The following is a 23,374-nucleotide window of genomic DNA, read 5'->3' on the forward strand; positions in this document are numbered from 1 at the left end:
CGGGCATTGCCGATGGCACCGGCCGACCGCGAGCGCCGAGGATTCGCGCGGGAGGCGAGCAGCAGACGGCATTGCCGATGGCATCGGTCGCGAGCGCCGAGGATTCGCCCGCTGCCGCTCTCCAGGATCAGCGGGCGCAGTGCGGAATTCGTCAGTTCGGTGGCGATGGTCGGTCCGGCGGACCTGATCCACCACGCACACGTCGGCGGACAGGTCTTCGTCCTCGACCGTTCGCAAATCCGCGATGCACACGGCCGCCCTCCCACGAGTCGGCAACCCCAACCGCGGGACGATCCGCACGTGCCGTTCACGGTACGAGGCGCGCGTCGATCACACGTCGAAAAGCATTGAGGCCGACGAGCTCCGGTGCCGCGTCAGTGCCGGACGCGGCGTGGGCGGCGGATCGGGACCGGGTGCGGTATCAGCTTGCGGTGCGCGAACTGCATGCCGCCGAGTAGTGCGAGCGCGAGCAGCGCGGCGACATAGTCGCCGAGGCCGAGCGAGAGCACGGCGAAACCTCCGAGCAGCGGTACTTCGAGGAGGGCGCACCAGCCGAGGAACCGTAGTCGCGTGGCATTGGCGTCCAGCCAACGCACGCCGTCGTCGATGATCTCGCCCGCCGTGACCGGACAGACCATTCCGTCGCCCACCTGAACGAACCGATGCACCGCGTCGTCGCGGGTGAGCTCGCCGAGCCAGGCCAGGTCGATGAGCCGCTTACCTTCTTCGGCTACTTCTCGGACCGTGTCCATGCGACCCCTTCCGAGTCGATATTCGCGCCGAAGTCTATGCCGCCCGATCCCGGTCTCCTAGAGGTGATCCCCGCCGCCTGAGCTTGTCCGGGCCGAGTCGCCTGATGCTCCGTGCCGCGCCGCCGGATGCTCCGTGCCGCGCCGCCGGACAGTTCCGTGCCGCGCCGCCGGACAGTTCCGCGCCGGACCGTTGGGATGTTTCGCGCCGCGTCGCCGGGTCGGTTCGCCCTGGGCCGCTGGCTCGTTTGGCGCTGGGCCGCTGGGTCGTTTCGCGTCGCGCCGCTGGGTTGGTTCACGCTGGGCCGCTGGGCCGTTTCGCGCGGGGGACGCCGGGTTGGTTCGCGCCGGGCCGCTGGGATGTTTCGCGCTGGGCCCTGGGACGTTTCGTGCTGGGCTGGGCCGCCGGGACGTTTTGTGCTGGGCCGCTGGGTTGGTTCGCGCTGGGCCGCTGGGTTGGTTCGCGCTGGGCCGCTGGGTTGGTTCGCGCTGGGCCGTTGGGATGTTTAGCGCCGCGCGGCTGGTCGTTTGGCGGTGGGCCGCTGGGTCGTTTGGCGCTGGGCCGCTAGGTCGTTTCGCGTCGCGCAGCTGGGTTGATTCGCGCCGGGCCGTTGGGATGTTTCGCTCCGCATCCCGGGTCGTTTCGCCCTGGGCCGCTTGGTCGTTTGGCGCTGGGCAGCGGGGTTGGTTCGTGCTGGGCCGCTGGGTTGGTTCGTGCTGGGCCGGGTCGTTTCGTGTCGCGCCGCTGGGTTGGTTCGCGCCGCGCCGCCGGATTGTTCGCGCCGGGCCGTTGGGATGTTTAGCGCCGCGCCGCTGAGTCGTTTGGCGGTGGGCCGCTGGGCTGCTGGGTCGTTTGGCGCTGGGCCGCTAGGTCGCTTCGCGTCGCGCCGCTGAGTTGGTTCGCTGCGGGCCGCTGGGTTGGTTCGTGCTGGACCGCTAGGTCGCTTCGTGCGGCGCCGCCGGATTGTTCGCGCCGGGCCGTTGGGATGTTTAGCTCCGCGTCGCCGGGTCGTTTCGCGCTTGGCCGTTGGGACTATTCGCACCACGCCGCTGAGTTGGTTCGCGCTGGGCCGCTGGGTCGTTTCGCGCGGGGGCCGCCGGGTTGGTTCGCGCCGGGCCGCCGGGTTGGTTCGCGATGGGCCGCTGGGTGGGTTGGCACCGGGCCGCTGGATGGGTTGGCGTTGGGCCGCTGGGACGTTTCGCGCTGGGCTGCTGGGACGTTTGTGCTGGGCCGCTGGGTTGGTTCGCTGCGGGCGGCTGGGTTGGTCCGCGCCGCGCCGCCGGGTCCTTCGCTCGGCGGCGCGCCGACGGGAATACCCACGACGGATGACCCGAACGGATACCGTCGATTCTCGTGCGGCGCGTGCTGATCACCGGAATGTCGGGCGTAGGCAAGTCCTCACTGCTGCGTGAGCTGGCCGCGCGCGGCTATCGGACCGTCGACACCGACTACGGGGGATACCACCGCACGGTGGACGGCGAAACCCTCTGGCGGCCGGACCGAATCGAGGCGCTGCTGGATTCGGCGCCGGAATCGCAACCGGGCGCGCTGTTCGTCCAGGGCACGACCCGCAATCAGACGCTGTTCTATCCGCGTTTCCACCACATCGTGCTGCTCAGCGCACCCGCGGAGGTCTTGGAACACCGGCTGACCACTCGCACGACCAATTCCTACGGCAAGGATCCGGCCGAACTCGCCGAGGCGCTCGGCTATCTGGAGACGGTCGAACCGGCGCTGCGGGAGGACGCCACCCTGGAGGTGGTGACCACGGTGCCCGTTCCGAGAGTGGCCGACATCGTCTTGGCCCACGTGTTGCCGAAGGAACCGGCCGCCTGTTCGTCGCGCGCGTAGCACGGACCGGTGCTGCCGCGCGGGACGGGTACTGGCATGCTGACCGGCATGATCACACTGCGGTACCAAGGGGCACGCCTGCTGGCGGGGATTTCGGCGGGCGTCTTGCTGCTCGCCGGTTGCGGCGGGAACGACGACGCGGCGTCGAATTCGGCCGCGCCGACCACTCCGCGCGACCAGCTACTGCTGTCGGAATCCGAATTCCCTGCCGGTACAAAGAAAGTCGATCTGCCCAAGGACCGGCTGGAGACGGCGGCCGCCGATCTCGCTGGTACGCAACAGAGTTCGACAATCACTCCGGCGGAGTGCGCGAGCACTCAGCAGGACCTCGGCACGGCGACCAAGGACCTGCTCGCCGACGCGTCCGTCGCGGGCGCCACCGACGAGAAGGCCGGGCTGATGTTCGTCGAGTTCGTCGCGGGTCGCACCGCCGACCTGGCGAAGATCACCGACGGCAACAAGAAGTGCGGCGAGGTGAGCGCGACCTCCACGGTGGAGGGCAAGCAGATCACCTCGGTCGTCAAGGTGGAGAACATGGACGCGCCCGCGGGGCTGAACGGCGCCGAGGCCATCGTCTACAAGTCGGTGAGCACCTCGACCGTCGGCGCGGGCAAGCCGCTCACGTCCACCGCCTACCAGGGCATGGCCGTGCTGCGCGGCACCACCGTCGTGGTGCGCGTCGCCGCGCTGAAGGACTCGCTGGACGAGGCCGCGTTCGAGAAGTTCTTCCTCGACGCCGTGGAGAAGGTGCGCAAGGCGGCGTAGTCAGTCCGCCCGGCGCAGGGCGGTCGGTGTGCACCCCCACCAGCGACGGCACGATCGGGTGAAGGTCGCCTGTTCGGCGAAGCCGAGGAGCGAGGCGATCTGGCCCATCGGCATGTCGGTGGTGGTGAGGTAGCGGCGGGCTTCGTCGCGGCGCACGTCGTCGAGCAGGGCGGCGAAGGTGGTGTCCTCCGCCGCCAACCTGCGCTGCAGGGTGCGCGGATGCATAGTGAAAAGCCTTGCCACCGAGCCGATTTCGGGCGGTGTCGTGCCGAGCAGCTGACGCAGCGCGGCACGCACCCTCGGCACGATCGACGCGCCGCCGTCGGCGGCCTGCTCGGCGAGGAAGGCCATGGCCAGCCGGTGCAGATTCTGGTCGACGCCGGAGAGCGGCCGGTCGGCGAGGGCGCTCGGCACTCGCAGGATCGCCGCGGGCCTGCCGACGCGCACCGGTGCGCCGAAGAACTCCTCGTAGGCGCTCAGCGGTGCGGGCGGGTGGTAGGGCAGTTCGACCGAACGCAGGCCGTAGCGCTCCTCGGCCAGTCGCTGGATGGCGCGGTGCACGAAGCCTAGGCCGAGGTCGGTGCCCTGGACCGGGGCGGGGAGATCCGGCGGGCCGCCGTAGCGCAGCGCGATCACGCCGCGGTCGCCGTACGGGTCGTCGGCCAAAGTCAGGCTCAGCGAGCGCGCGTGCACGAACAGGTAGCGCGAGGAGCATTCGAGCGCGTCGGCGAGGGTGGGGGAGTTGCGGATCGCCAGCGCAAGCGGGCCGAGCATGTCGAAGTCCTGGCGGTGGGCGATGCGTAGCCCGAGGTCGGGGCAGGCGAGACAATGAGCGGCCAACTCCAGGACCGCCGCAACGGCCTGGTCGGAGACGAGTAGATCGTCGGCGTCCAGGGCGGCGGCGGGCAGGCCCACCGCCGCGGCGTACTCCTCGGCATTGCCGCCCAGTTCCGCGACGGTGGCGCGGAAGCCGCGCAAGCCTGCGGACCGGATAGCGGACATGTCGTCCAGAATCAAATAGTTGTCGCGTGGAGTCAAGAACGTGGCCGCTCGGATCCGCACACTGGAGGCCATGACAGTCGCGCAGGACCATCTTGATGTCGTGATCGTCGGCGCGGGCCTCTCGGGCATCGGCGCCGCCTACCGGCTCCAGACCGAATGCCCCGGCAAGAGCTACGCCGTGCTCGAGGCGCGTGACGCGCTCGGCGGCACCTGGGATCTGTTCCGCTACCCGGGAATTCGCTCGGATTCGGACATGTTCACCCTCGGCTACCCGTTCAAGCCGTGGCGCGACGCGAAGTCGATCGCCGACGGGCCCTCGATCCTGCGCTACATCCGGGAGACGGCGGCCGAGAACGGCATCGATCGGCACATCCGCTTCCGCACCAAGGTGCTTTCGGCCGAATGGTCGAGCGCCGAGTCCCGGTGGACCCTCACCCTCGCCGAGCGCGACTCGGCGGGCAACACCGTCGAGCGCACCATGACCTGCGGCTTCCTCTACGCCTGCGCGGGCTACTACGACTACGAGCGCGGCCACGCCCCGGAGTTCCCCGGCGCCGACACCTTCGCGGGGCGGATCGTGCACCCCCAGTTCTGGCCGGAAGACCTCGATTACGCGGGCAAACGGGTCGTGGTGATCGGCAGCGGCGCCACCGCGGTGACGCTGGTGCCTTCGATGGCCGAGCAGGCCGAGCTGGTGACGATGTTGCAACGCAGCCCGACCTGGATCAGCGCCGTCCCCGGCCGCGACAAGCAGGCCGACAAGATCCGCGAACTGCTTCCGCCTCGGCTGGCGCACCGGGTGATCCGCACCAAGAACATCTTGTTCAGCATCGGCTTCTATCAGTACTGCCGCCGTCGTCCCGAGTCGGCGCGCAGGCTGCTCACCGGTCTCACCACGCGCATCCTCAAAGACGAGAAGGCCGTCGCCGAGCACTTCACACCCAGCTATAACCCGTGGGACCAGCGGCTGTGCGCGGTGCCGGACGCCGACTTCTTCAAGGCGATGAAGAAGGGCAAGGCGGAGGTCGTCACCGACCACATCGACAGTTTCGTGCCCGAGGGCATCCGGCTGAAGTCCGGACGGGTGCTGGCTGCCGACATCATCGTCACGGCGACCGGGTTGCGGCTGCTCGCCTTCGGCGGCATCACGCCGCACGTCGACGGCGTTCCGGTGCGGCTGTCCGAGCAGTTCGTCTGGCAGGGGGCGATGCTCACCGGCGTGCCCAACTTCGCGGTCTGCATCGGGTACACCAACGCCTCGTGGACCTTGCGCGCCGACCTGACCTCCCGGCTGGTCTGCAAGGTGCTGCGGCACATGGACGCCAACGACTACGCGGCCGTCGTCCCCGAGCCGGATCACGTGCTGACCGAGCATCCGCTGCTCGATCTGGCCTCCGGCTACATCCAGCGCTCCATCGACGAGTTCCCGCGCCAAGGCGAGCGGCACCCGTGGAAGGTCAGGCAGAACTATCTGCTGGATTCGGCAACGACCCTGCGCACCAACCTGAGCAAGACGCTGAAGCCGACGCCGCGCGCTGACCAGGTGCCGGTGCTCGCCGCCGCGCGCTGATCGCGAATCCTCACCCGAAACGGGTGAGGTATTCCGCGGGTGTACCCGCTGGGATGGACATCCAGGTTTCTCCTTCGCGGAAGGGAATGCAGATGACCACACCCGGAACCCAGCACCCGGTTCGCCAGGGCATCGCGGCGGGCACCTCCATCGGCGCCGCGATCCTGCTGCTGACCGTGGGCGTACTGCAGATCTTGGAGGGCATCTCGGCCGTCGTCGACGACGAACTGTTCGTCGTCGGTGCCGAGTACGTGTACCAGTTCGACATCTCGACGTGGGGCTGGATCCACATCGTGCTCGGCGCGATCCTGGTGATCTGCGCGATCGGCCTGATGACCGGAAGCACCTGGGGCAGAGTCGCGGCGATCGTCATCGCGGCGCTCGCGATCATCGCGAACTTCCTGTCGCTGCCCTACTACCCGTACTGGTCCATCCTGATCATCGCCCTCAGCATCGTGGTGATCTGGGCGGTGTCGACCTGGCGCACCGACGAGTACTGACGGTCGCGGTTCTATGGTGGGGCGATGGCCAAGGCGATCGCCATCGGCCGCGCGCAGTGGCTCGGTTACCGCTGGCGCGGCCACGGACTGAACGGGCGAACCAACGGCGGGTTGCTCGACGACCTGCTGCTACTCGGATTCCAGGACGGCCGCTTCGGCGGCGCCGCGTACTCACTGCGTCAGCGCACGGACCGCATCGGGTCGACGTCGTTGTCGCGGGCCATCGATCCGGCCGGGCCGCTGGTGAGCTGGTGGACTCTGCGCGGCGCACCGCACGCGCACCGGCTCGCCCAGCTGGACGTGCTGCGCGACGCGCTCGCGCCGCGCGCCTCCGACGAGGGCGGCGCTGCGCACGCCGAGGCCGTCGCCGAGGTCGCCGCGGCGCTGCGCGCGGTCGTCACCCGGCCGACCCCGAAATCCGCCGCCAGCACCGCGGTGACCGCGCGCGTGTCACCCGGGCTGACGCGCTGGTGCGACCGCTGCCGCGCGACGCACGTGCCGGACGGACTGTTCCGCGCGGCAGGCTGCCACGCGCAGATCGTGCTCGGCCCGGAGGTGGACCGCGCGACCATGCTGTACCCGACCCCGGATCACCCTGCGGTCGGCGTCCAACAGCCGCGCCTCGCCCTGCTGCGCACGTTCTTCCGGGTGAACGGCCCCACCACCCGCCCCCTCTTCCGCGATTGGCTCGGCGTCGGTGTCGACGAGGTGTGGCGCGAGGTGGCGGGGACGCTGGTGCGGGTGCAGGTGGACGACCGGCGGTACGAGATGCCGGAGTCGCTCGTCGACGCGGTGTTGGGGGCGGGTGCGCCGGAGGGTGTCGTGCTGGTTCCGCCGGGGGATCCGTATCTGCGGCAAGCCGATCGGGCTCTGCTCGTTCCGGACAGTGATCGGCGGCGGGAAGTGTGGCGGGCGTTGTCCGCGCCGGGGGCGGTGCTGGTCGACGGGGAGGTGATGGGGGTTTGGCGTTATCGGCGCGCGGAGCATCGGATGGTGGTGAGTGCGTTCGACAAGCTGAGCCGCGCTAGGCGGGGTGAGGTGGAGGGAGATGCGGTGGGGTTGACCGGGGACGAGCGGTTGCGGTTCGAGTGGGAGTAGGCGTCGGCCGCTCAAAGGCTTTGCGCCGCAGCATGTTGCTCACCCACTGCGCCGATCGGCACGCCAATCATCAGATCCCGGCGCAACCCTGACCTTCGACCCGAAATCGCCAGGCCCCCAATGCGACCCGAAAGCGCCAGGCCCCGAATGCGACCCTAAATCGCCCGGCGGAGTGCGAGCCGAAAGCGTCGGGCGGAGCGCGAGCCGAAAGCGTCGGGCGGAGTGCGAGCCGAAAGCGTCGGGCGGAATGCGACCCGAAAGCGCCGGGCGGAATGCGACCCGAAAGCGCCGGGCGGAGTGCGAGCCGGAAGCGCCGGGCGGAGTGCGAGCCGGAAGCGCCGGGCGGAATGCGATCCGAAAGCGCCAGGCCCCGAATGCGACCCGAAATCGCGCGGTGGAATGCGACCCTAAACCGCCCGGCGGATTGCGAGCCGAAAGCGCCGGGCGCCAAATGTGACCCGAAATCGACGGTAGTCAAATGGTTGCTTATCAAGATCAACTATCCGCCATATGACTACCGTCGAATCCATTTCTCTATCGACGGTAGTCAAATGGTGGAAGCCCCCTAGCCACACGCAACACCACAACCCCAACACGACCACTCCGAAGCGCAACCACAGCCGGTCGACCACGCCGGAACTCGAACCCACGCCCGCGAACTGCGGGAGGTAAGCCGGGTACGGCACCCAACGCGCCCAGCACTGCTCAGAGGAAAACATGGGTAGGCCAAGCTATTCGGGCCCGCCAACCCCTGGGCATCACGTCCCCAACGCAACCCCACACGCGATCCAGCCGTACCGAACCACCCGGCTCACCGACGCCCACCGACCGCGCTCGCCTTTCCGCTCGAGACCGAACGCTGCTGATGCGTCGCAAGAGTCACCCAACGCCCGCCAGACGCACGCACTGGCCCCATGCGACTGCCGCTTACCTGTCATGCCGAATGCTGCAATGTCTCGCGCTGGGCACCCGCCGTCAGCCCAGACCCACTGGCCCGCCCGCCTGCCGCCCCGTAGCCGACACGGTTGACCTTCATGTTGGTTGAGACTCCATGATGGCTCGGTGCGGAGTTCCAGAGTCGAGGAGTTGATCACCATCGGAGCGTTGGCGCGGGCCAGCGGGCTGACGGCGAGCGCTCTGCGGTTCTACGGCGACTGCGGACTGCTGGTGCCCGCCGAGGTCGACTCGGTGACCGGATACCGGTACTACACGCGCTCGCAGTGTGAGCGGGCAGTGCTGATTCGGCGGCTGCGGGGCATCGAGCTGTCGTTGGAGGCGATCACCGAGGTGTTGGCGGGTGACCCGAGCCGCGCCGAACGGTTGCTCGACGCGCACGTCGCCGAGCTCGCGCGCCGGGCCGACGCTGCCGCTCGGGTGGCGGCGCAGGTCAAGCGGGCCCTCGGCGCCGGGCGCGGCATCGCGGTACCCGCGGCGGATCTGGCGCGCGCCATCGGGCAAGTCGGCACGGCCGCAGCGATCGATGACACCGTGCCGGTGCTCACGGGGGTGCTGGTGGAAGCGGATTCGACCGCACTCACCCTCACCGCCACCGACCGCTACCGGCTTTCGACACGCACCCTCGCACCGCTGCGGGACGGCGGCGAGGAGTGGTCGGTGGTAGTCGAAGCCGCGACGCTCGCGGCGCTGCGCCCATGGCTGGACTCGATCGAGGAAGTGGTCCTCGCGCCGAGCGACTCCGGTATCGCCTTCGTCTGCGGAGAAATCGAGCACCGCTGCGACGGAATCGAGCAACCCTTCCCCGACTACCGCGCGGTCCTCGACGGACTACCCCCGGTCCAGACCCGGATGCTGGTAGCCCGCGCCGCCCTGCTCGAGCTGCTGGAGACGGCGGACGACACCGTGGTGTGCACCATCGACCCGTCCGGTCTCGGGGTGTCATCTACCGCCACGGATGCCCTTTCGCCTGCCGTAGCCGCCGGCTCTGCTGACGCCACCTCGTGCGCCATGGACGGCTCCAACCTCGCGGTCGCGGCTGCCGCCACGGAAACCCGGCCGCCCACCGGTGTCGCCGGTTCAGCTGACGCCATCGCGCGCGCCACCGACCAGTCCGGCCTCGCAGCAGCGGGGATCATCACCGTCACTCGGTTACCCGCTGTTGTCACCGGAGGACCGATGGAACTCGCGTTCCGGTCCGAAGTGTTGCGCTCCGCTGTGGCGAGTGCGCTCGGACCGGACCTGATGTTCGATCTCGCCGCGGCCGACCAGCCCGTCGTTGTCCGGTCGGCGACCGACGGTGATCTCACCACTCTCGTCATGCCCACATTCGTTCCGAGCAAGGAGAACCACACCCGATGACCGATCAGACCGACACCACCATGGAAGCCATCACCCGCGCTGTCGAGCTCGGCCGCGCGGGAGACCGCGATGCTGCCCGCACCATGCTGACCGAGCTCTGGGCCGACCTCGGACCGCAGGGCGATCCCCTGCACCGCTGCACCCTCGCGCACTACCTCGCCGACCTGCACGACGACGCCGCACAGGCCCTCACCTGGGACATCCGCGCGCTCGACGCCGCCGACAGCCTCACCGACGAACGCGTCCGCCGCTACAACGCGGGGCTCGAGGTGCGCTGCTTCTACCCCTCCCTGCACCTGAACCTCGCCGACAACTACCGCCGCCTCGGCTCCTTCGAAGCCGCCCGGCAGCAGATCGAGGCCGCCCGCGGATGCCTGCACGCGCTCGGCGAGGACCAGTACGGCACGATGCTGCGCACCGCGGTGGAGGAAGTGGGGGAAGCGATCCGGGATGAGCGCACCGAGCCGCGGGTGTCCGCTCCACGCTGAACCGTGATCCCCCGGCTTACCTCCCGCGGTTATCTGGGCAGTTTGCCACGGTGGCGTGCATTGGCCTCGAGGCGTTGCTGTTCTCGGGCGAGTACGCGGCTCACTTCTCGTAGAGCGGTGATCTGTTCTTCTACGCGGACTCGTTTGTCGGCCAGCAAGCGAGCGCCGTCGGCGCAGTCGATGTCGCGGCTACGTATTCCCTCGAGGATCTGGCGAATCTCGTTGAGCGAGAAGCCCAGCGACTGCATGCTGCGCAGTAGCCGCACTTCCCCGACGAGGGACTCGGGGTACTCCCGGTAGTTGTTGCTGGAGCGGTGCACGTCGCCGAGCAGTCCTTGGCGTTCGTAGTAGCGCAAGGTGTGCCTGCCCACGCCGGTGCGTGTTTCCAGTTCGCCGATCCGCATCAGGGCTTCTCACTTGACTGTAGACCTACCTCGACACTTTAGCCTTCGGCCAGCACTACCTCGAGGAGTTCGATATGTACCTGCTGGCCGGCGCCGAGACCACCGTGTCCTGTTCGTGTGCGCGGGCGTTCGCCTATGCCGCCGATCTGGAGAACTTCGCGGACTGGTTCCCCGGCGTACTCGGTATCACCGCGCACAATGATCTGCCGTTCGACGAGCCAGGCAAGCAGTACCTAGAGACGGTCGCGGTGCCTTTGCGTGGACGTCGGCGGGTCTTGATTCGAGTGGAAGAAGCCAGTCCGCCACGTCGCCTTGTCACCGAAGGAAACATGCCATTTCTGTTGCCGCGCATGGAAATAGACTTCGAAAGCACCGGACCCGAGACCTGCACGATCCACTGGCGCATGTTCAGCCGCACCGACAACCCAGCTGTCCGATTAATCGCGCTACCGCTCGCTCGGCGGACGATGCGCAGACGAGCCGACGCGGCACTGCGCAACCTCGCCCGCCGATTGGACGGCGCGGCGTAACGGCCGACGAGCGGTGCGAGCGACACCATCCGTTCCGGCCGACTGGTCTCGCACCGCGTTGTGCTGCGCGTTCTCGAACCGGCTGACGCGGGCGGCAAGAACAAGACTGTTTCTTCACGAATTGTCACCGCATGCTGGGGCGGCCCATCGAGCGAAGAGGAGAACCCCTCATGTCGACCGCGCACAATGCCGATGCGCCCCTGCATCTTTCGGGAAACAACGCGCCGATCGCCGAGGAGGTGACGGTGGAACCGGCCATGGTTGTCGGAGCGATTCCCGAAGACCTGAACGGGGTGTACCTGCGTAACGGGCCCAACCCGCGCACCGGTTGGTCGCCGCACTATTTCTCCGGCGACGGCATGGTCCACGCGGTGGCGTTGCGGGACGGACGTGCTCGCTGGTACCGCAACCGGTACGTGCGAACCCCCTTGTTCGCACATCCGGGGCAGTCCCGGCTCGCCCTGGCGGTCGACCGCGACAGCGGAACGGTGGACTACCGAGTCAGCACGGCCAACACCCACGTGGTCGCGCATGCGGGTCGGTTGCTGGCACTCGAGGAGGGCGGATTCCCGTATGAGATCACGCCGGAGCTGGAGACGGTGGGACCATTCACCTTCGCCGACGCGCTGCACACCCCGATGACCGCGCATCCCAAGATCTGCCCGAGGACCGGGGAGTTGTTGTTCTTCGGTGTCCAACAGCGTCCGCCGTATCTGACCTATTACCGCGCCGCGGCGACCGGCGAGCTGCTCCAAGCGCAGGTGGTGCCCGTCCCGCGCGCGACGATGATGCACGACTTCGCCATCACCGAAACCTACGCGATCTTCATGGACCTTCCTGTGGTGTTCGACCGCGCCGCCTCTCGGATGCCTTGGCGATGGGACGACCGGCACGGCGCCCGGTTCGGCGTCATGCGCAGAGAAGGCGGGCGAGTGCGGTGGTTCGACGTCGAACCTTGCTACGTGTGGCACACCATGAACGCTTTCGAGGCGGACGGCGCGGTCACGATCACCGGCTGCCGGGTGCCTACGCTGTGGCGAGGTGGTCCCGACGACGTCGGTGGTGGACTCCCGCGCTTACACCGCTGGCGGCTCGACTTACGCACGGGCACCGCCACCGAGCAACCACTCGACGACGCGGCGATCGAATACCCGCGAGTCGCCGATGCCGATGTCGGACAGTACAACCGCTTCGGGTACGTCACCAGCTTCTCGATGGAGGCCGAACCGAACCATTCGGAAATCTACCGGTACGACTTCACCGGAGAAGTCTCGCGCCGAGCGCACCGACTGCCCGCCGGACACACCTGCGGTGAAGCGGCTTTCGTCGCACGCCCCGGCGCGGCGGACAGCGACGACGGATACTTGATGACTTTCGTCCACGACCGCTCCCGAGGCACCAGCTACCTGGCGATCCTCGACGCCGCCGACCCGGCCGCCCGACCGATCGCGGAAGTGCACCTGCCCGTCCGTATTCCGATGGGGTTTCACGGGAACTGGCTACCCGACCACTGACGCCGACCGCCTCGAGACCGATGCACCCGCCCGTGCGGCTCCGCGCAGTGCAGATCCGCCGCCACCGCGTCCAACTCCGACACATGGTCGACCTGCAACGTCGTGTGCTCCACCCCGAATTCCGCGAGCAACACGCGCTCGATGTCCAACCGCACGGCGTGGCAGTCGGCGCGATCGTCGACCAAGATGTGCGCCGACAGCGACGGCTCGCCCGAGGTGATCACCCACACGTGCAGATCGTGCACCTCGGTGACCTGCGGAAGGGTGACGATGCGCGCGCCGATGGCGTCGGGGTCGAGGTGGGCTGGGGCGGCCTCCAGGAAGATCCGTCCCGATTCGCGGACCAGCGCCCACCCGGCCTTCACCATCAGCGCGGCGACCACGAGGGCGGCGATGGCGTCGGCGCGGGGGTAGCCCGCCAACCACACCACCGCGCCCGCGATGGCCGTGCCGATGAACGCGTACAGGTCGTTGAGGATGTGCTGGAAGGCGCCTTCGACGTTGAGGCTGGTGCGGTTGGCTCGGCTGATGCACCACGCGGCGACGATGTTGACGACGATGCCGACCAGCGCGGTGAAGAACACCAGCGGGCCTTCCACGTCCGGCGGATGGATCAGCCGGCTGACGCCCTCGTAGACGAACCACGCCGCGAGCAGCAGCAGGGTGATGCCGTTGGCCTGCGCCGAAAGGATCTCCGCGCGCTTGTAGCCGTAGGTGTACTGCCCGCGCGCGGGCCGCTTGGACAGCCGGATGGCGATCAGCGCGAGCACGATCGATGCGGCGTCGGTGAGCATGTGCGCGGCATCGGTGATCAGTGCCAGCGAGTGCGCGAGCAGACCGACCACCACCTCCGCCGCCATGAACGCGACGATCAGTGCCAGTGCGATGCTCAGCCAGCGCGGGTCGGAGTCGGCGGACACGCCGTGATCGTGGTGATGCCCGTTGCCGTGATCGTGGCTGTGATCATGGGAGTGCCGACGATCCCCGGCGCGTTCGCGCTCTTCCGCCGCGATGTTCGTCGGGCGCGGCGACCCGCACTGATCCCCCATGGTCGAACGTTCCTTCCGTTTCGGACGGCTGCCGTCGCATAGCCTAACCTACCTTGCAGACATGCGCATGTCTGCATCGGTAGGTGTAGAAGGGTTGCCGCGCGGGTATCCGCTCCCGGGCGCGCCACCGTGGTGCGCAACTGTGATCTTCTGCGGTGCACTGTCGTTCGGACCTGCGGTTACGATGCGGACGCACCTCCCGGGTGATCGACCGAAAAACCCGCGCGGTGCGCGCCTTCCGGTCACTCGGAAGGCCCGACACAAAGGGGTATTCGATGGACAGGCCGGCGTGGGCGCCCGAGGGCGTCGATATGCAACAGGCGAGCCCGGCACGGATGTACGACGCCTTGCTCGGGGGCTCGCACAATTTCGATGTCGACCGCAAGGCCGCCGAACTCGGCAAGCAGCTGGTTCCCGACCTGCCGCGAGTCGCGCTGAGCAACCGGGCCTTCCTGCGCAGGGCGGTGCGCTTCCTGGTCGACGCGGGCATCCGCCAGTTCTTGGACATCGGCTCGGGTATACCCACGGCGGGCAACGTGCACGAGGTGGCCCAGAAACTCGACCCCGAGATCCGCGTGCTCTACGCCGACATCGACCCCGTCGCCGTCGCGCACTCGAAGGCGATCCTGAGCGGCAACGACCGCGCCGCGGCGATCGAGGCCGATCTGCGCAAGCCCGAGGAACTGCTCGGAAAAGTCCGCGCGACCGGTTTGATCGACTTCGAGCAGCCGGTCGGTGTGCTGATGGTCGCGGTGCTGCACCTGCTCTCCGACGACGACGCGCCCGCCGAGCGGGTGGCCGCGGTGCGTGACGCCGTGCCGAGCGGTTCCTACCTGGCGATCTCGCACCTGACCTCCGAGCTGCGGCCCGAGGACGCCGCCCAGCTCGGCGCCAACGCCGCCCAGCAGAGCAAGGTCGGGGTCTACTTCCGCCCCGCCGCGGCGATCACGGCTATGTTCGACGGATGGGACCTGGTGGAACCGGGCGTGGTCGAGCTACCCGCCTGGCGCCCGGAATCCGAGCGCGATCACCACGAGGCGCCCGGCCGGTCGCTCGGCTTGGCGGGCGTGGGTCGCAAAGGCTGAGGCGGAAAGAGTAGTGGGTCTGCGTGATCTGGCGTTGCGATGGGCGGACGCGCTCGACGGCGTCGTCGCCCCCACGCTCACGCGGACCGAGACCGAGGCGATGCTCGCCGATCTCGCCGAACTCCTCGTCGCCACCCTCCGCGGCGACGCCGACCTGCGCAACGCGCACGACGCGGCGGTGGTGCTGGTCGCCGCGAACTATCGCGACCCGCTCGTGGTCAGCCGTTCGATCGAGGTGATCTGCCGCGACATGGTCGAGGAGATCTGTTCGCCCGGCACCCCCGACTACGAACGGGTGCGCGATCGCGCCGTTGCCGTGGCCGCCGAGTTCGCCGCGGGCTGCACCGGAGCGTTGCGCGCCGCCGCGCTGGTCGAACAGGAGTCGACTCTCGGCGCGGCGCTGGCCGCGGCGCGGGACGCCGAGGTGCGGCGGCAGCTGTCGGAGGCCAGATTCGAGGCCGTGTTCACGGGCGCCTCGGTCGGCATCGGCACCGTCGACGTCAGCGGACACGTCCTCGCGGTGAACGCCGCCTTCGCCGAGATGCTCGGTCTGCCGCTGGAACAGATGCCCGGCCGGTCGGTGGCCGACCTGCTCGGGCCCGCCAACATCGGCCACGCCTACGGCCAGTTCCGGCGCATGCTGGCGGGGGAAACCGATCGGTTCCGCTTGGAGACCCCGCACGTGCGCCCGGACGGCGGACTCGCCCACATCGACCTGTCGATGTCGGCCGTGCGCGACGCGGACGGGCGGATCCAATTCCTGATCGGCGTGGCCGTCGACGTCACCGAACGCAAGCAGCTCGCCGACCAGCTCTGGCACGACGCCCACCACGACGACCTGACCGGCCTGCCCAACCGGCTGCTGTTCTTCGACCGGCTCGCGACCGCCGTGCCGCCGATCGGCCTGTGCTACCTGGACCTGGACGGTTTCAAGGCCGTCAACGACGAGTGGGGGCACACCGTAGGCGATCGCGTGCTGCACGAGGTGGCCCAGCGCCTGCGCGCCGCCGCCGAACCGCGCGCCGGACTCGCGGCCCGCATCGGCGGCGACGAGTTCATCGTGCTGATCGAGCGCTGCGCGGGAGAACCGCAGCTGGCGGCGGTCGCGGACGAACTGCGCGCCGCGCTGGCGATGCCGTTGCGGGTGGCCGGGCATCCCGTGCACATCGGCGCCAGCGTCGGCACCGTGTACGCGGTCGACCGGCCGAACGCGATCGACGCGCTCATGCACGCGGTGGATACCGCCATGTACCAGGACAAGGCGGGTCGTTCGCGCGGGCCGCACCCCACCTGACGGATCACCGGATTGGTTCGGCCGGCTGGGTGCTGTCGCTGGCCGCGTGGGCCGGGCCTGATGGATCCGTCGGACTGGTTCGGCCAGCTGGGTGCTGTCGCTGGCCGCGCGGGCCGGGCCTGACGGATCACCGGACCGGTTCGGCCGACGGCGACCGTCGCTCGCGGCCGAGGCCGCGCCCGATGGATCATCGGATCGGTTCGGCCGGCTGGGTGCTGTCGCTGGCCGCGTTGGCCGGGCCTGACCGATCACCGGACCGGTTCGGCCGACGGCTACCGTCGCTCGCGGCCGAGGCCGCGCCCGATGGATCATCGGACTGGTTCGGCCGGCTGGGTGCCGTCGCTCGCTGCGCCGACCGTGCCGGACGGATCATCGGACTGGTTCGGCCAATTGGGGGGCCGTCGCTCGCTGCGCCGACCGTGCCGGACGGATCATCGGACCGGTTCGGCCAACTGTGTGCCGTCGCTCGCGCAGCGTGGACCGCGCCCGATGGATCATCGGACTGGTTCGGCCAACTGGGGGCCGACGCTCGCCGCACAGGCCGCGCCGGGCGGATCACCGGACCGGTTCGACCAGCGAACTGTCGCCCGCCGCGGCGATCACCGCGCCGTCCTCGATGATCAACCAGCGCCCGCACACGCAGCGCAGATACCGGATGGCGCCGTGCGCGGACACGACGGTGGGGGAGGGCCAAGCGCAGGAAGGGCATGTGGCGGACATGGTTTCAGCCTGATGTAATGGCTTTGTGCATTTCAACCCTTACGGCGGCACCGCGGCGGAGCTGGCCGCCCGGCTGGTGAACGCCGACCCGGAAATGGACCTGCTCGAGGTGCTCGACGCGGCGGGATACAAGCCGCTGGGTTCGCTCGACGCGAGGCAGACCGCGGAATTGCGCCGCTGGATCGCGCGGCTCGCCGAGGTCTTCGACGCGCCCTCGGTGCCGCAGCTCAACGCGCTGCTGGCCGAAACGACCAGTCGCCCTTACATTTCCACGCACGACGGTCGCCCGCCGCACCTGCACTACGCGCACGAGGACGCGCCGACCGACGAGCGGGTGAAGGCCTATACGGCGGCCGGGCTCGCGGCGCTGTTCTGCGAAGACCCCGATCGCATCGGTCGCTGCGCGCGGCCGGGCTGCGCGGTGGTCTTCGTCGACACCTCCCGCAACGGGCGGCGTCGCTTCTGCTCGACACGCTGCTCGAACCGGGTGCACGTGGCCGACCACCGGATGCGGCGCTCGGCGTGAATCCGCCGACTCAGTTGGTGGCGAGCGGTCCGTGCAGCCGGAAGTGCGGGTGCTCCTCGGCGCGGGTCCAGCGCCCGTAGGTCGCCTGGCCCGTGTCGTCGTCGCGCTGGATCGGGCTGACCCAGGTGCGGCGCGGAATCTGGCCGCCGCTGCGCGGGCCGTGTGCGACCAACGGTACCTGCCTGGCCACCAGGTAGTAGTCCTCGTCGGAGCCCGTCTCGGGCAAGTATTCGCACAACTGCTCGGCCGCGTCGCCGAGATCGGCGCCCGCCACGACGCCGTGGCGCGGACTCGGGCCGTCGGCCTCGACGACGACCGCCGAGACGGTCCACATGCGGTTGCCCCGCAGACGCCCGCCGGGGCCGTCGGGGTCGGTAATGGTGCGCTGACGCGGTTCGGTGGTGTCTGCCGCCTCGGCCGCGTACGCGTTCTCGATCATCCTGCACCTCCGGTGGGGACGCGGGTCGGCCGGACCGGTGAGCTGTGATCGATCATCTTGCCTCCCTACGTAATCAGAAGAGAACAGCCGGTCATAGGTCGGGACATCTTGTGTCCGAGGTCAATTCGGCAATTACGAGGAGAACTGACCTGCAAAACAGTGTATAGCCCCGACCCGGCCGCCGTGGCCTAACCGTCCGGTCGACGTGGTGAAACACGTTCGCCAGCATCATGATTCAACCGCTATGGGCCCGTAGGGTGTTACATCTGGTCAGGAAGTATCAGCACACGCAAATCCTGGGCAATCACCGCGCGTGATCGAACGTGTTCGGTTGGCTGCGCGATCGTGCGCGATCAGGCGGTGCCGTTGAGCCGCCCGGCCACCTCGGGCAGCCGATCGATCATCGCGATGGTGAAATCGGCGAGCAGATCGATCAGGCCGTCCCGATCGATGTCGAGCCCGCCGTCCAGCCAGACGAGCACCAGTTCGGCGGCGCCGCCGGTGATGAGCTGGGAAGTCGCGGCGACCGCCGTTTCCTGTCCCGCGGGGAGATCGAGGACGATGCGGGTCTGCTCGATGATGGTGGCGGCGACCGTGCGCATGCCCGCGAACCGGGCGCGCATCAGCGCTTCGTTGCCGTAGGCCTGGGCGAAGACGATCTTCGCCCGGCGCGGGTCGTCGGTGAGCTCGGTGATGAGTGCGGCCACCGCGGCCCGGATGCGCCGCGCGGGCGGGCCTTCGGTCTCGGCGATGGCCACGCGCGCGCGATCGAGCGCGGAACGCTGCACCTCCAGCAGGAGGTCGGAGGCAAGTGCGTCGAGATCGGGAAACGCCTCGTAGAAGAACCTGGGCCCGACCTTGGCCTGTTCGCAGACCCCGCGCACGGTGAGCGCCGCGAGGCCCTGCGTGCCGACGATGTCCAGCGCGGCATCGAGCAGCCGCCTGCGCCGATCCTCGCGACGCTCGGCGCTGGACACCCCGCGGTAAGTGCCGGTGAATGCGCGAGTCACCCGGCCAGCTTGGCACAGCACAAGTTGGGAAACAAACGTTTACGGAAACGCACGTTTCCGATATCGTCGATCCATCGCAGCGTCGCGAAGGGATGGGCCATGAGTCTTCTCGTGCCACAAAGAGTCAGTGCGGTGTCCGACGGGGCCAGGCAGCTGCGGACCCGGCTGTCCTGGCGGGTCCAGCGCGTCGGCGTCCGTTTCGTGCGCCGTTATCCGACCAGGGTGCGTCCACTGGCCGAGCCGCCTGCGGGCAGCGGATTGCGCCCGACCCTTGGTGATTTCGGGCCGCCGGGCATCGGATACACCCTGCACACCCTGGCCGATCCGATCGAGTTCGCGCGCAAGCGTTTCGAACGATTCGGTCCGGTGCAGTGGATGGGCGTGCTCGGCAGGCCGGTGGTCACCGTCGGGAGTCCGGAGGCCTTCGAGGTCGTCATGCTTGACCGGGACAAGGTCTTCTCCGCGCAGCGCGGCTGGGAATGGCTCATCGGCCCGTTCTTCCGCGGCGGCCTGCTGCTGCGCGATTTCGACGAGCATCTGTTCCATCGCCGGATCATGCAGCAGGCGTTCACCCGGCCGCGCTTGGTCGGCTATCTCGAGCTGACCACGCCGCTGCTGCGCGACGGCATTCGGAAGTGGCGTCCGGCCAACGATTTTCCCGTCTACAGCGCCATCAAGAAGCTGCTGCTGCAACAGGCCACCGAGGTGTTCGCCGGCGCCGCGCTCGGACCCGAGGGAACCAAGCTCGAGCATGCCTTCGAGGACGCGGTGCACGGCGGCACGGCGCTGGTCCGCGCCAATCTGCCCGGCGGGGTGTGGGCGCGCGGGCTGCGCGGACGCCGGGTGCTCGAGGAGTACTTCCGCCGTGAGCTGCCCGTCAAACGCGCGGGGGAGGGCAACGACCTGTTCAGCGTGCTGTGCCGGGCCAGCACCGTGGAGGGGCACACCTTCACCGACGACGAGGTCGTCCAGCACATGATCTTCGTGATGATGGCCGCCCACGACACCAGTACGATCGCCTCCGCCATGCTGGTGCACGAGCTCGGCAGGCATCCGGAGTGGCAGGAGCGGCTGCGCGCGGAATCCCGTGCGCTCGGCAAGGATTCGCTCGACTACGACGATCTGGACCGGCTGCCCGCGCTGGACATGGCGTTCAAGGAGGCGCTGCGGATGTACGCCCCGGTCGCCCAGCAGGCCCGCGAAACCCTGCGCGACACCGATATTCTCGGCCACTTCGTGCCGCGGGGAACGCTGATCATGTGCGGCCCGTACACGATGATGCGCACCGACGAATTCTGGCGGGACGCAGCCGCTTTCGACCCGGAGCGATTCGCGCCGGAGCGCCGCGAGGACAAGGCGCACCGCTTCGCCTGGACGCCCTTCGGCGGTGGAGCGCACAAGTGCATCGGGCTCTACTTCGGCGGGATGACGGTCAAGGCCGTGCTGCATCAGATGCTGCTCCACTACCGCTGGACCGTGCCCGCGGACTACGAGGTGCCGCTGGTGGCCGGGACCGGTCCGACGCCCGCCGACGGCCTGCCCATCCGGCTCGAACGGATCCGGCCGTGAGGCTCGCGGCCGACCGCGGTAGGTGCGAAGGGCACGGCATGTGCGAGGCGCTGGCGCCCGCGCTGTTCCGTGTCGGCGCGGACGGCGTCGTCGAGCCGCTGGTCGAGTCGGTATCGCCGCCGGACGTCGAGGTGGTGGCGCTCGCCGTCGACAGCTGTCCCGTCCAGGCGCTCAGCTGGGCGGCGGACTGATTCTCGTCGGCTATTATCTGGCTATACTCGCGAGGCTCTCCCTCTTACGTCCTCGCGAGGAGACTCATGAACGAGTGGGATGGTGCGCACTCCTCGGGTGCGGGACGCGAGATCACGCGCCGCACCGTCCTCGGCTGGGCAACGGCGGCCGCCATCGGCCTCGCCGCGTGCGACCGGTCGACGGACGAGGAACCCGCCGTCCTGAGCGAAGCGGGCATCGTCGCGAACGACGCCTACATCTTCGGCTATCCGCTGGTGCTGATGCACGCGATGCGGGATACCGCGCTGGCGAGCACGCCGGTCAACCGTTTCCAGCATGCCGCGGCGCTGGCGACGCCGGATCGGCGCGGCGCGGTGGGGTACAACCTGGACACGCTGTATTCCACGGCGTGGCTGGATCTTTCGGGCGGCCCGATCGTGCTCCAGGTCCCGGCGGTCGACCCCGGCCGCTACTGGCTGATGCAGATCATGGACGCCTGGACCAACACCGTGCACAACCCGAGCAGCGTGCGCCCGCAGGTGCGGCCCGGCGTGACCACTCCGCCGTTCACTTACGTGATCATCGGTCCGAACTGGTCCGGCGCCCTGCCCGAGGAGCTGACACCACTGCCGATGCCGACCCCCACCGTCTCGGTGCTCGGTCGCATCGAGGTCGAAGGCGCCGCCGACATATCGCGCGTGCACGACATCCAGCGGGGGATACGGCTGGCTTCGCTCGGTGACTGGGTCGCCCGCCGTGTTGCTCCGGCCGAACCGGTCACGCCGCCCGAACCGTCGCAGCCACCGGTCGAGCAGGTCGCCGACATGGACGCCAGGGACTTCTTCGACCGGCTCTGCGCACTCATGGACACCGATCGGCCCGCACCGGCCGACGAACCCGCGATGGCGCGGTTCGCCGAGATCGGGATCACGCCGGGCGGCCGGGTCCGCGGCCTCTCCGACGCGGAACTGACGACCGCGGCGACCGATGCCAAGCGCACCATCGACGTCTACGTCGATCCGGAGACCAGGATGTTCAACGACTGGTCCTTCGATCCGCAAGCGGGCGTGTACGGCACCGACTATCTGCACCGCGCGTCCGTCGCGCGAAACGGCCTCGGCGCCAACCTACCTCAGGACGCGATCTACCCCACCTACTTCGGGAGCGCGGACGACAACGGCACACCCGCCCGGTATCGGCTGCGTTTCGCCGCCGGGCAGACCCCGCCCGTCGACGCGTTCTGGTCGCTCACCGCGTACGACGCCGAGGGCTACCTGGTGCGCAATCCCGCGGGCATCTACGCGGTGGGCCATCAGGTCCCGGTCGTGCCGGGACCGGACGGCACGATCGAGCTGGCGATTCAGCACGACAACCCCGGATCCGCGGTGCCGCAGGGCAATTGGCTGCCCATCCCGTCGGAAGGTCCGTTCTCGCTCACCATGCGGCTGTACGCGCCGCGCCCCGAGGCGATCGACGGCCGCTGGCAGCCGCCGCCGGTCACCCTCTCGCCGTGAAGCGCGCGGGCGTGCCGCGCGGGCTGCGTAGTCTTGTCGAGACACGTCCGCCGAGCCGCGACCGGAGCGCCCCGTGACCGAACCAAGCCCCTTCCCGGTCCGCGCGAGCGAGCGAAGCGCGCTCGACCGCGTCACCGAACTCGCCGCGGAATTCCGTGCTGCCGCAGCCGATTACGACGAACGCGCCGAGATCGCCGTCGAGCACCTGATCGCGTTGCGCGACGCCGAGGTCGATCGCGCGGTACTGCCGGAGCACGTCGGCGGCACGGGCCTGAGCTACCAGGTGTTCGGACAGCTGGTACGCACGCTGGCGAAGGCCGACCCGTCCACCGCCACCATCTGGACCATGCACGCGGGCGCGGGCGTCGCGCTGGCGGAGATCACCGCGGAAACGCTCGGCCCCTTCTTCGCCGAGGAGTTCTTGGCGGGCAAGCGATTCGCGAACGCGCTCTCCGAACCCGCCAGCGGTAACCGCTTCCTCCAGCCGCAGCAGGAGGCGCTGCCCGCGCCGGGCGGCTGGGAGCTGACCGGCGCCAAGAGGTTCGTCTCCGGCGCCGAGATCGCCGACTATCTTTTCGTCAACGCCCTCGTCGACGGCGTGCCGACCTTCTTCGGGGTGGTGCCGGACGCGACCGTGTCGATCATCCCGATCTGGGACACGCTCGGGTTGCGCGCCACCCGCAGCCAGCTGCTGTCGTTCGAGCGGACCGTGCTGCGCGCCGAGTACCGCGGAAGACGGCCCGACGCGGGCGATTTCGCGGTGATTCCCGCCGGGCTGCCCGCCCTCTCGCTCGGCATCGCCGACGCGGCGCTGGACGCCTTGGTCGAGCACGCGGCGTCGCGGGTGATCCTCGGCGCCCCGCTGTCGCACCAGCAGTGGGTGCAGCACGAGGTCGCCGACGCGCAGACCAGACTGGCCGCCGCGCACGCGCTGTACGAGCGCGCACTGTGGCAGGCGGACAACGGGATTCCGGCGTTCCTGCCCACGCTCGGGCGAGCCAAATACCTCGCCAACAAGGTCGCCGTCGACGTCGCGCAGCTCGGCGTGCGCGTCGGCGGCGCGTCCGGATATCTCAAGACGTCGCCCATCCAGCGGCACCTGCGCGACGCCGAAGCCGGTCAGCTCATGGCGTATTCGACCGAGGTGCTCGCAGGTGTGATCGGCAAGGAAGTCCTCGGCGTCGTGGACGAGCAGTGATCCGGTTGCCC

General features: G+C 69.1%; 23 protein-coding genes. 16 read left to right on the top strand and 7 right to left on the bottom strand.

Going from position 1 to position 23,374, the window contains the following annotated elements:
• Positions 1–374: 374 nt before the first annotated feature.
• A complete protein-coding gene (locus tag CRP45_RS14755; RefSeq protein ID WP_097245569.1) occupies positions 375–752 on the bottom strand; it encodes a hypothetical protein in 378 nt (125 codons plus the stop codon).
• 1,351 nt (positions 753–2,103) lie between these two features.
• Between CRP45_RS14755 and CRP45_RS14760 the strand changes: the two genes are divergently transcribed.
• Both CRP45_RS14760 and CRP45_RS14765 read left to right on the top strand, forming a co-directional pair.
• Positions 2,104–2,601 carry an AAA family ATPase gene (locus CRP45_RS14760; RefSeq protein ID WP_067792940.1) on the top strand — a complete coding sequence of 166 codons (498 nt, stop codon included), beginning with the start codon at positions 2,104–2,106 and terminating at the stop codon, positions 2,599–2,601.
• A 48-nt stretch (positions 2,602–2,649) separates the two neighbouring features.
• Positions 2,650–3,366 (top strand): DUF5642 family protein, encoded by a 717-nt coding sequence (locus CRP45_RS14765; RefSeq protein ID WP_143861437.1) that lies wholly within the window; start codon positions 2,650–2,652, stop codon positions 3,364–3,366.
• Here CRP45_RS14765 and CRP45_RS14770 read toward each other — a convergent pair whose 3' ends face one another.
• Positions 3,367–4,368 (bottom strand): AraC family transcriptional regulator, encoded by a 1,002-nt coding sequence (locus CRP45_RS14770; RefSeq protein ID WP_097246078.1) that lies wholly within the window; start codon positions 4,366–4,368, stop codon positions 3,367–3,369.
• 70 nt (positions 4,369–4,438) lie between these two features.
• Here CRP45_RS14770 and CRP45_RS14775 point away from each other — a divergent pair, with 70 nt between their 5' ends.
• From CRP45_RS14775 to CRP45_RS14795, 5 genes are all read left to right on the top strand, one after another.
• Entirely contained in the window at positions 4,439–5,938 is a 1,500-nt protein-coding gene (locus tag CRP45_RS14775; RefSeq protein ID WP_097245571.1) for a flavin-containing monooxygenase, read from the top strand.
• Positions 5,939–6,024: 86 nt separating this feature from the next.
• Positions 6,025–6,438, top strand: coding sequence for a DUF7144 family membrane protein (locus tag CRP45_RS14780; protein ID WP_097245572.1), 414 nt, complete (start codon positions 6,025–6,027; stop codon positions 6,436–6,438).
• 24 nt (positions 6,439–6,462) lie between these two features.
• Positions 6,463–7,536 (top strand): DNA glycosylase AlkZ-like family protein, encoded by a 1,074-nt coding sequence (locus tag CRP45_RS14785; RefSeq protein WP_097245573.1) that lies wholly within the window; start codon positions 6,463–6,465, stop codon positions 7,534–7,536.
• Positions 7,537–8,598: 1,062 nt separating this feature from the next.
• Positions 8,599–9,852: a DNA polymerase III subunit beta family protein gene (locus CRP45_RS14790; protein ID WP_179830882.1), complete on the top strand. Its 1,254-nt coding sequence runs from the start codon at positions 8,599–8,601 to the stop codon at positions 9,850–9,852.
• Positions 9,849–10,340 carry a hypothetical protein gene (locus tag CRP45_RS14795; RefSeq protein WP_097245575.1) on the top strand — a complete coding sequence of 164 codons (492 nt, stop codon included), beginning with the start codon at positions 9,849–9,851 and terminating at the stop codon, positions 10,338–10,340. The genes CRP45_RS14790 and CRP45_RS14795 overlap by 4 nt, the downstream gene beginning before the upstream one ends.
• 29 nt (positions 10,341–10,369) lie before the next feature.
• Here CRP45_RS14795 and CRP45_RS14800 read toward each other — a convergent pair whose 3' ends face one another.
• A complete protein-coding gene (locus CRP45_RS14800) occupies positions 10,370–10,744 on the bottom strand; it encodes a MerR family transcriptional regulator (RefSeq protein WP_067792872.1) in 375 nt (124 codons plus the stop codon).
• Between the two features lie 74 nt (positions 10,745–10,818).
• Here CRP45_RS14800 and CRP45_RS14805 point away from each other — a divergent pair, with 74 nt between their 5' ends.
• Both CRP45_RS14805 and CRP45_RS14810 read left to right on the top strand, forming a co-directional pair.
• Complete coding sequence (locus CRP45_RS14805; RefSeq protein ID WP_097245576.1) at positions 10,819–11,274, top strand: SRPBCC family protein; 456 nt, start codon at positions 10,819–10,821, stop codon at positions 11,272–11,274.
• Between the two features lie 170 nt (positions 11,275–11,444).
• Positions 11,445–12,788, top strand: coding sequence for a carotenoid oxygenase family protein (locus tag CRP45_RS14810; protein ID WP_097245577.1), 1,344 nt, complete (start codon positions 11,445–11,447; stop codon positions 12,786–12,788).
• Here the strand turns inward: CRP45_RS14810 and CRP45_RS14815 are convergent.
• Positions 12,761–13,708 (bottom strand): cation diffusion facilitator family transporter, encoded by a 948-nt coding sequence (locus tag CRP45_RS14815; RefSeq protein WP_245910151.1) that lies wholly within the window; start codon positions 13,706–13,708, stop codon positions 12,761–12,763. The genes CRP45_RS14810 and CRP45_RS14815 overlap by 28 nt on opposite strands.
• 404 nt (positions 13,709–14,112) lie before the next feature.
• Between CRP45_RS14815 and CRP45_RS14820 the strand changes: the two genes are divergently transcribed.
• Both CRP45_RS14820 and CRP45_RS14825 read left to right on the top strand, forming a co-directional pair.
• On the top strand, positions 14,113–14,922 hold the full coding sequence (locus tag CRP45_RS14820) for an SAM-dependent methyltransferase (RefSeq protein WP_097246079.1): 810 nt from the start codon (positions 14,113–14,115) through the stop codon (positions 14,920–14,922).
• A gap of 13 nt (positions 14,923–14,935) precedes the next feature.
• A complete protein-coding gene (locus tag CRP45_RS14825; protein WP_097245579.1) occupies positions 14,936–16,216 on the top strand; it encodes a sensor domain-containing diguanylate cyclase in 1,281 nt (426 codons plus the stop codon).
• Between the two features lie 555 nt (positions 16,217–16,771).
• Here the strand turns inward: CRP45_RS14825 and CRP45_RS33840 are convergent.
• Positions 16,772–16,936 (bottom strand): hypothetical protein, encoded by a 165-nt coding sequence (locus CRP45_RS33840; RefSeq protein WP_169810889.1) that lies wholly within the window; start codon positions 16,934–16,936, stop codon positions 16,772–16,774.
• 25 nt (positions 16,937–16,961) lie between these two features.
• Here CRP45_RS33840 and CRP45_RS14830 point away from each other — a divergent pair, with 25 nt between their 5' ends.
• Complete coding sequence (locus tag CRP45_RS14830; RefSeq protein WP_097245580.1) at positions 16,962–17,462, top strand: CGNR zinc finger domain-containing protein; 501 nt, start codon at positions 16,962–16,964, stop codon at positions 17,460–17,462.
• A gap of 10 nt (positions 17,463–17,472) precedes the next feature.
• On the opposite strand, the gene CRP45_RS14835 is transcribed toward CRP45_RS14830, so the two are convergent.
• Positions 17,473–17,901 (bottom strand): hypothetical protein, encoded by a 429-nt coding sequence (locus CRP45_RS14835; protein ID WP_097245581.1) that lies wholly within the window; start codon positions 17,899–17,901, stop codon positions 17,473–17,475.
• A gap of 353 nt (positions 17,902–18,254) precedes the next feature.
• On the bottom strand, positions 18,255–18,911 hold the full coding sequence (locus tag CRP45_RS14840; RefSeq protein ID WP_067788849.1) for a TetR family transcriptional regulator: 657 nt from the start codon (positions 18,909–18,911) through the stop codon (positions 18,255–18,257).
• 99 nt (positions 18,912–19,010) lie between these two features.
• On the opposite strand from CRP45_RS14840, the gene CRP45_RS14845 reads away from it, so the two are divergent.
• From CRP45_RS14845 to CRP45_RS14860, 4 genes are all read left to right on the top strand, one after another.
• Positions 19,011–20,480, top strand: coding sequence for a cytochrome P450 (locus CRP45_RS14845; protein WP_097245582.1), 1,470 nt, complete (start codon positions 19,011–19,013; stop codon positions 20,478–20,480).
• Entirely contained in the window at positions 20,477–20,671 is a 195-nt protein-coding gene (locus CRP45_RS14850) for a ferredoxin (protein ID WP_067788846.1), read from the top strand. Before CRP45_RS14845 ends, CRP45_RS14850 begins: the two co-directional genes overlap by 4 nt.
• A gap of 66 nt (positions 20,672–20,737) precedes the next feature.
• Positions 20,738–22,165 carry a DUF1254 domain-containing protein gene (locus tag CRP45_RS14855; protein ID WP_097245583.1) on the top strand — a complete coding sequence of 476 codons (1,428 nt, stop codon included), beginning with the start codon at positions 20,738–20,740 and terminating at the stop codon, positions 22,163–22,165.
• Between the two features lie 73 nt (positions 22,166–22,238).
• Positions 22,239–23,363 carry an acyl-CoA dehydrogenase family protein gene (locus CRP45_RS14860; RefSeq protein WP_097245584.1) on the top strand — a complete coding sequence of 375 codons (1,125 nt, stop codon included), beginning with the start codon at positions 22,239–22,241 and terminating at the stop codon, positions 23,361–23,363.
• Positions 23,364–23,374: the final 11 nt, after the last annotated feature.

The organism is Nocardia amikacinitolerans (genome assembly GCF_900215415.1).
Classification (GTDB): Bacteria; Actinomycetota; Actinomycetes; order Mycobacteriales; family Mycobacteriaceae; genus Nocardia; species Nocardia amikacinitolerans.

Coding starts and splice junctions, on each gene's coding strand:
- CRP45_RS33840 (WP_169810889.1), bottom strand. CDS start 16,936: ATGTCCGCCACATGCCCTTCCTGCGCTTGGCCCTCCCCCACCGTCGTG.
- CRP45_RS14755 (WP_097245569.1), bottom strand. CDS start 752: ATGGACACGGTCCGAGAAGTAGCCGAAGAAGGTAAGCGGCTCATCGAC.
- CRP45_RS14795 (WP_097245575.1), top strand. CDS start 9,849: ATGACCGATCAGACCGACACCACCATGGAAGCCATCACCCGCGCTGTC.
- CRP45_RS14845 (WP_097245582.1), top strand. CDS start 19,011: ATGAGTCTTCTCGTGCCACAAAGAGTCAGTGCGGTGTCCGACGGGGCC.
- CRP45_RS14765 (WP_143861437.1), top strand. CDS start 2,650: ATGATCACACTGCGGTACCAAGGGGCACGCCTGCTGGCGGGGATTTCG.
- CRP45_RS14835 (WP_097245581.1), bottom strand. CDS start 17,901: ATGATCGAGAACGCGTACGCGGCCGAGGCGGCAGACACCACCGAACCG.
- CRP45_RS14820 (WP_097246079.1), top strand. CDS start 14,113: ATGGACAGGCCGGCGTGGGCGCCCGAGGGCGTCGATATGCAACAGGCG.
- CRP45_RS14805 (WP_097245576.1), top strand. CDS start 10,819: ATGTACCTGCTGGCCGGCGCCGAGACCACCGTGTCCTGTTCGTGTGCG.
- CRP45_RS14785 (WP_097245573.1), top strand. CDS start 6,463: ATGGCCAAGGCGATCGCCATCGGCCGCGCGCAGTGGCTCGGTTACCGC.
- CRP45_RS14800 (WP_067792872.1), bottom strand. CDS start 10,744: ATGCGGATCGGCGAACTGGAAACACGCACCGGCGTGGGCAGGCACACC.
- CRP45_RS14810 (WP_097245577.1), top strand. CDS start 11,445: ATGTCGACCGCGCACAATGCCGATGCGCCCCTGCATCTTTCGGGAAAC.
- CRP45_RS14775 (WP_097245571.1), top strand. CDS start 4,439: ATGACAGTCGCGCAGGACCATCTTGATGTCGTGATCGTCGGCGCGGGC.
- CRP45_RS14780 (WP_097245572.1), top strand. CDS start 6,025: ATGCAGATGACCACACCCGGAACCCAGCACCCGGTTCGCCAGGGCATC.
- CRP45_RS14855 (WP_097245583.1), top strand. CDS start 20,738: ATGAACGAGTGGGATGGTGCGCACTCCTCGGGTGCGGGACGCGAGATC.
- CRP45_RS14770 (WP_097246078.1), bottom strand. CDS start 4,368: ATGTCCGCTATCCGGTCCGCAGGCTTGCGCGGCTTCCGCGCCACCGTC.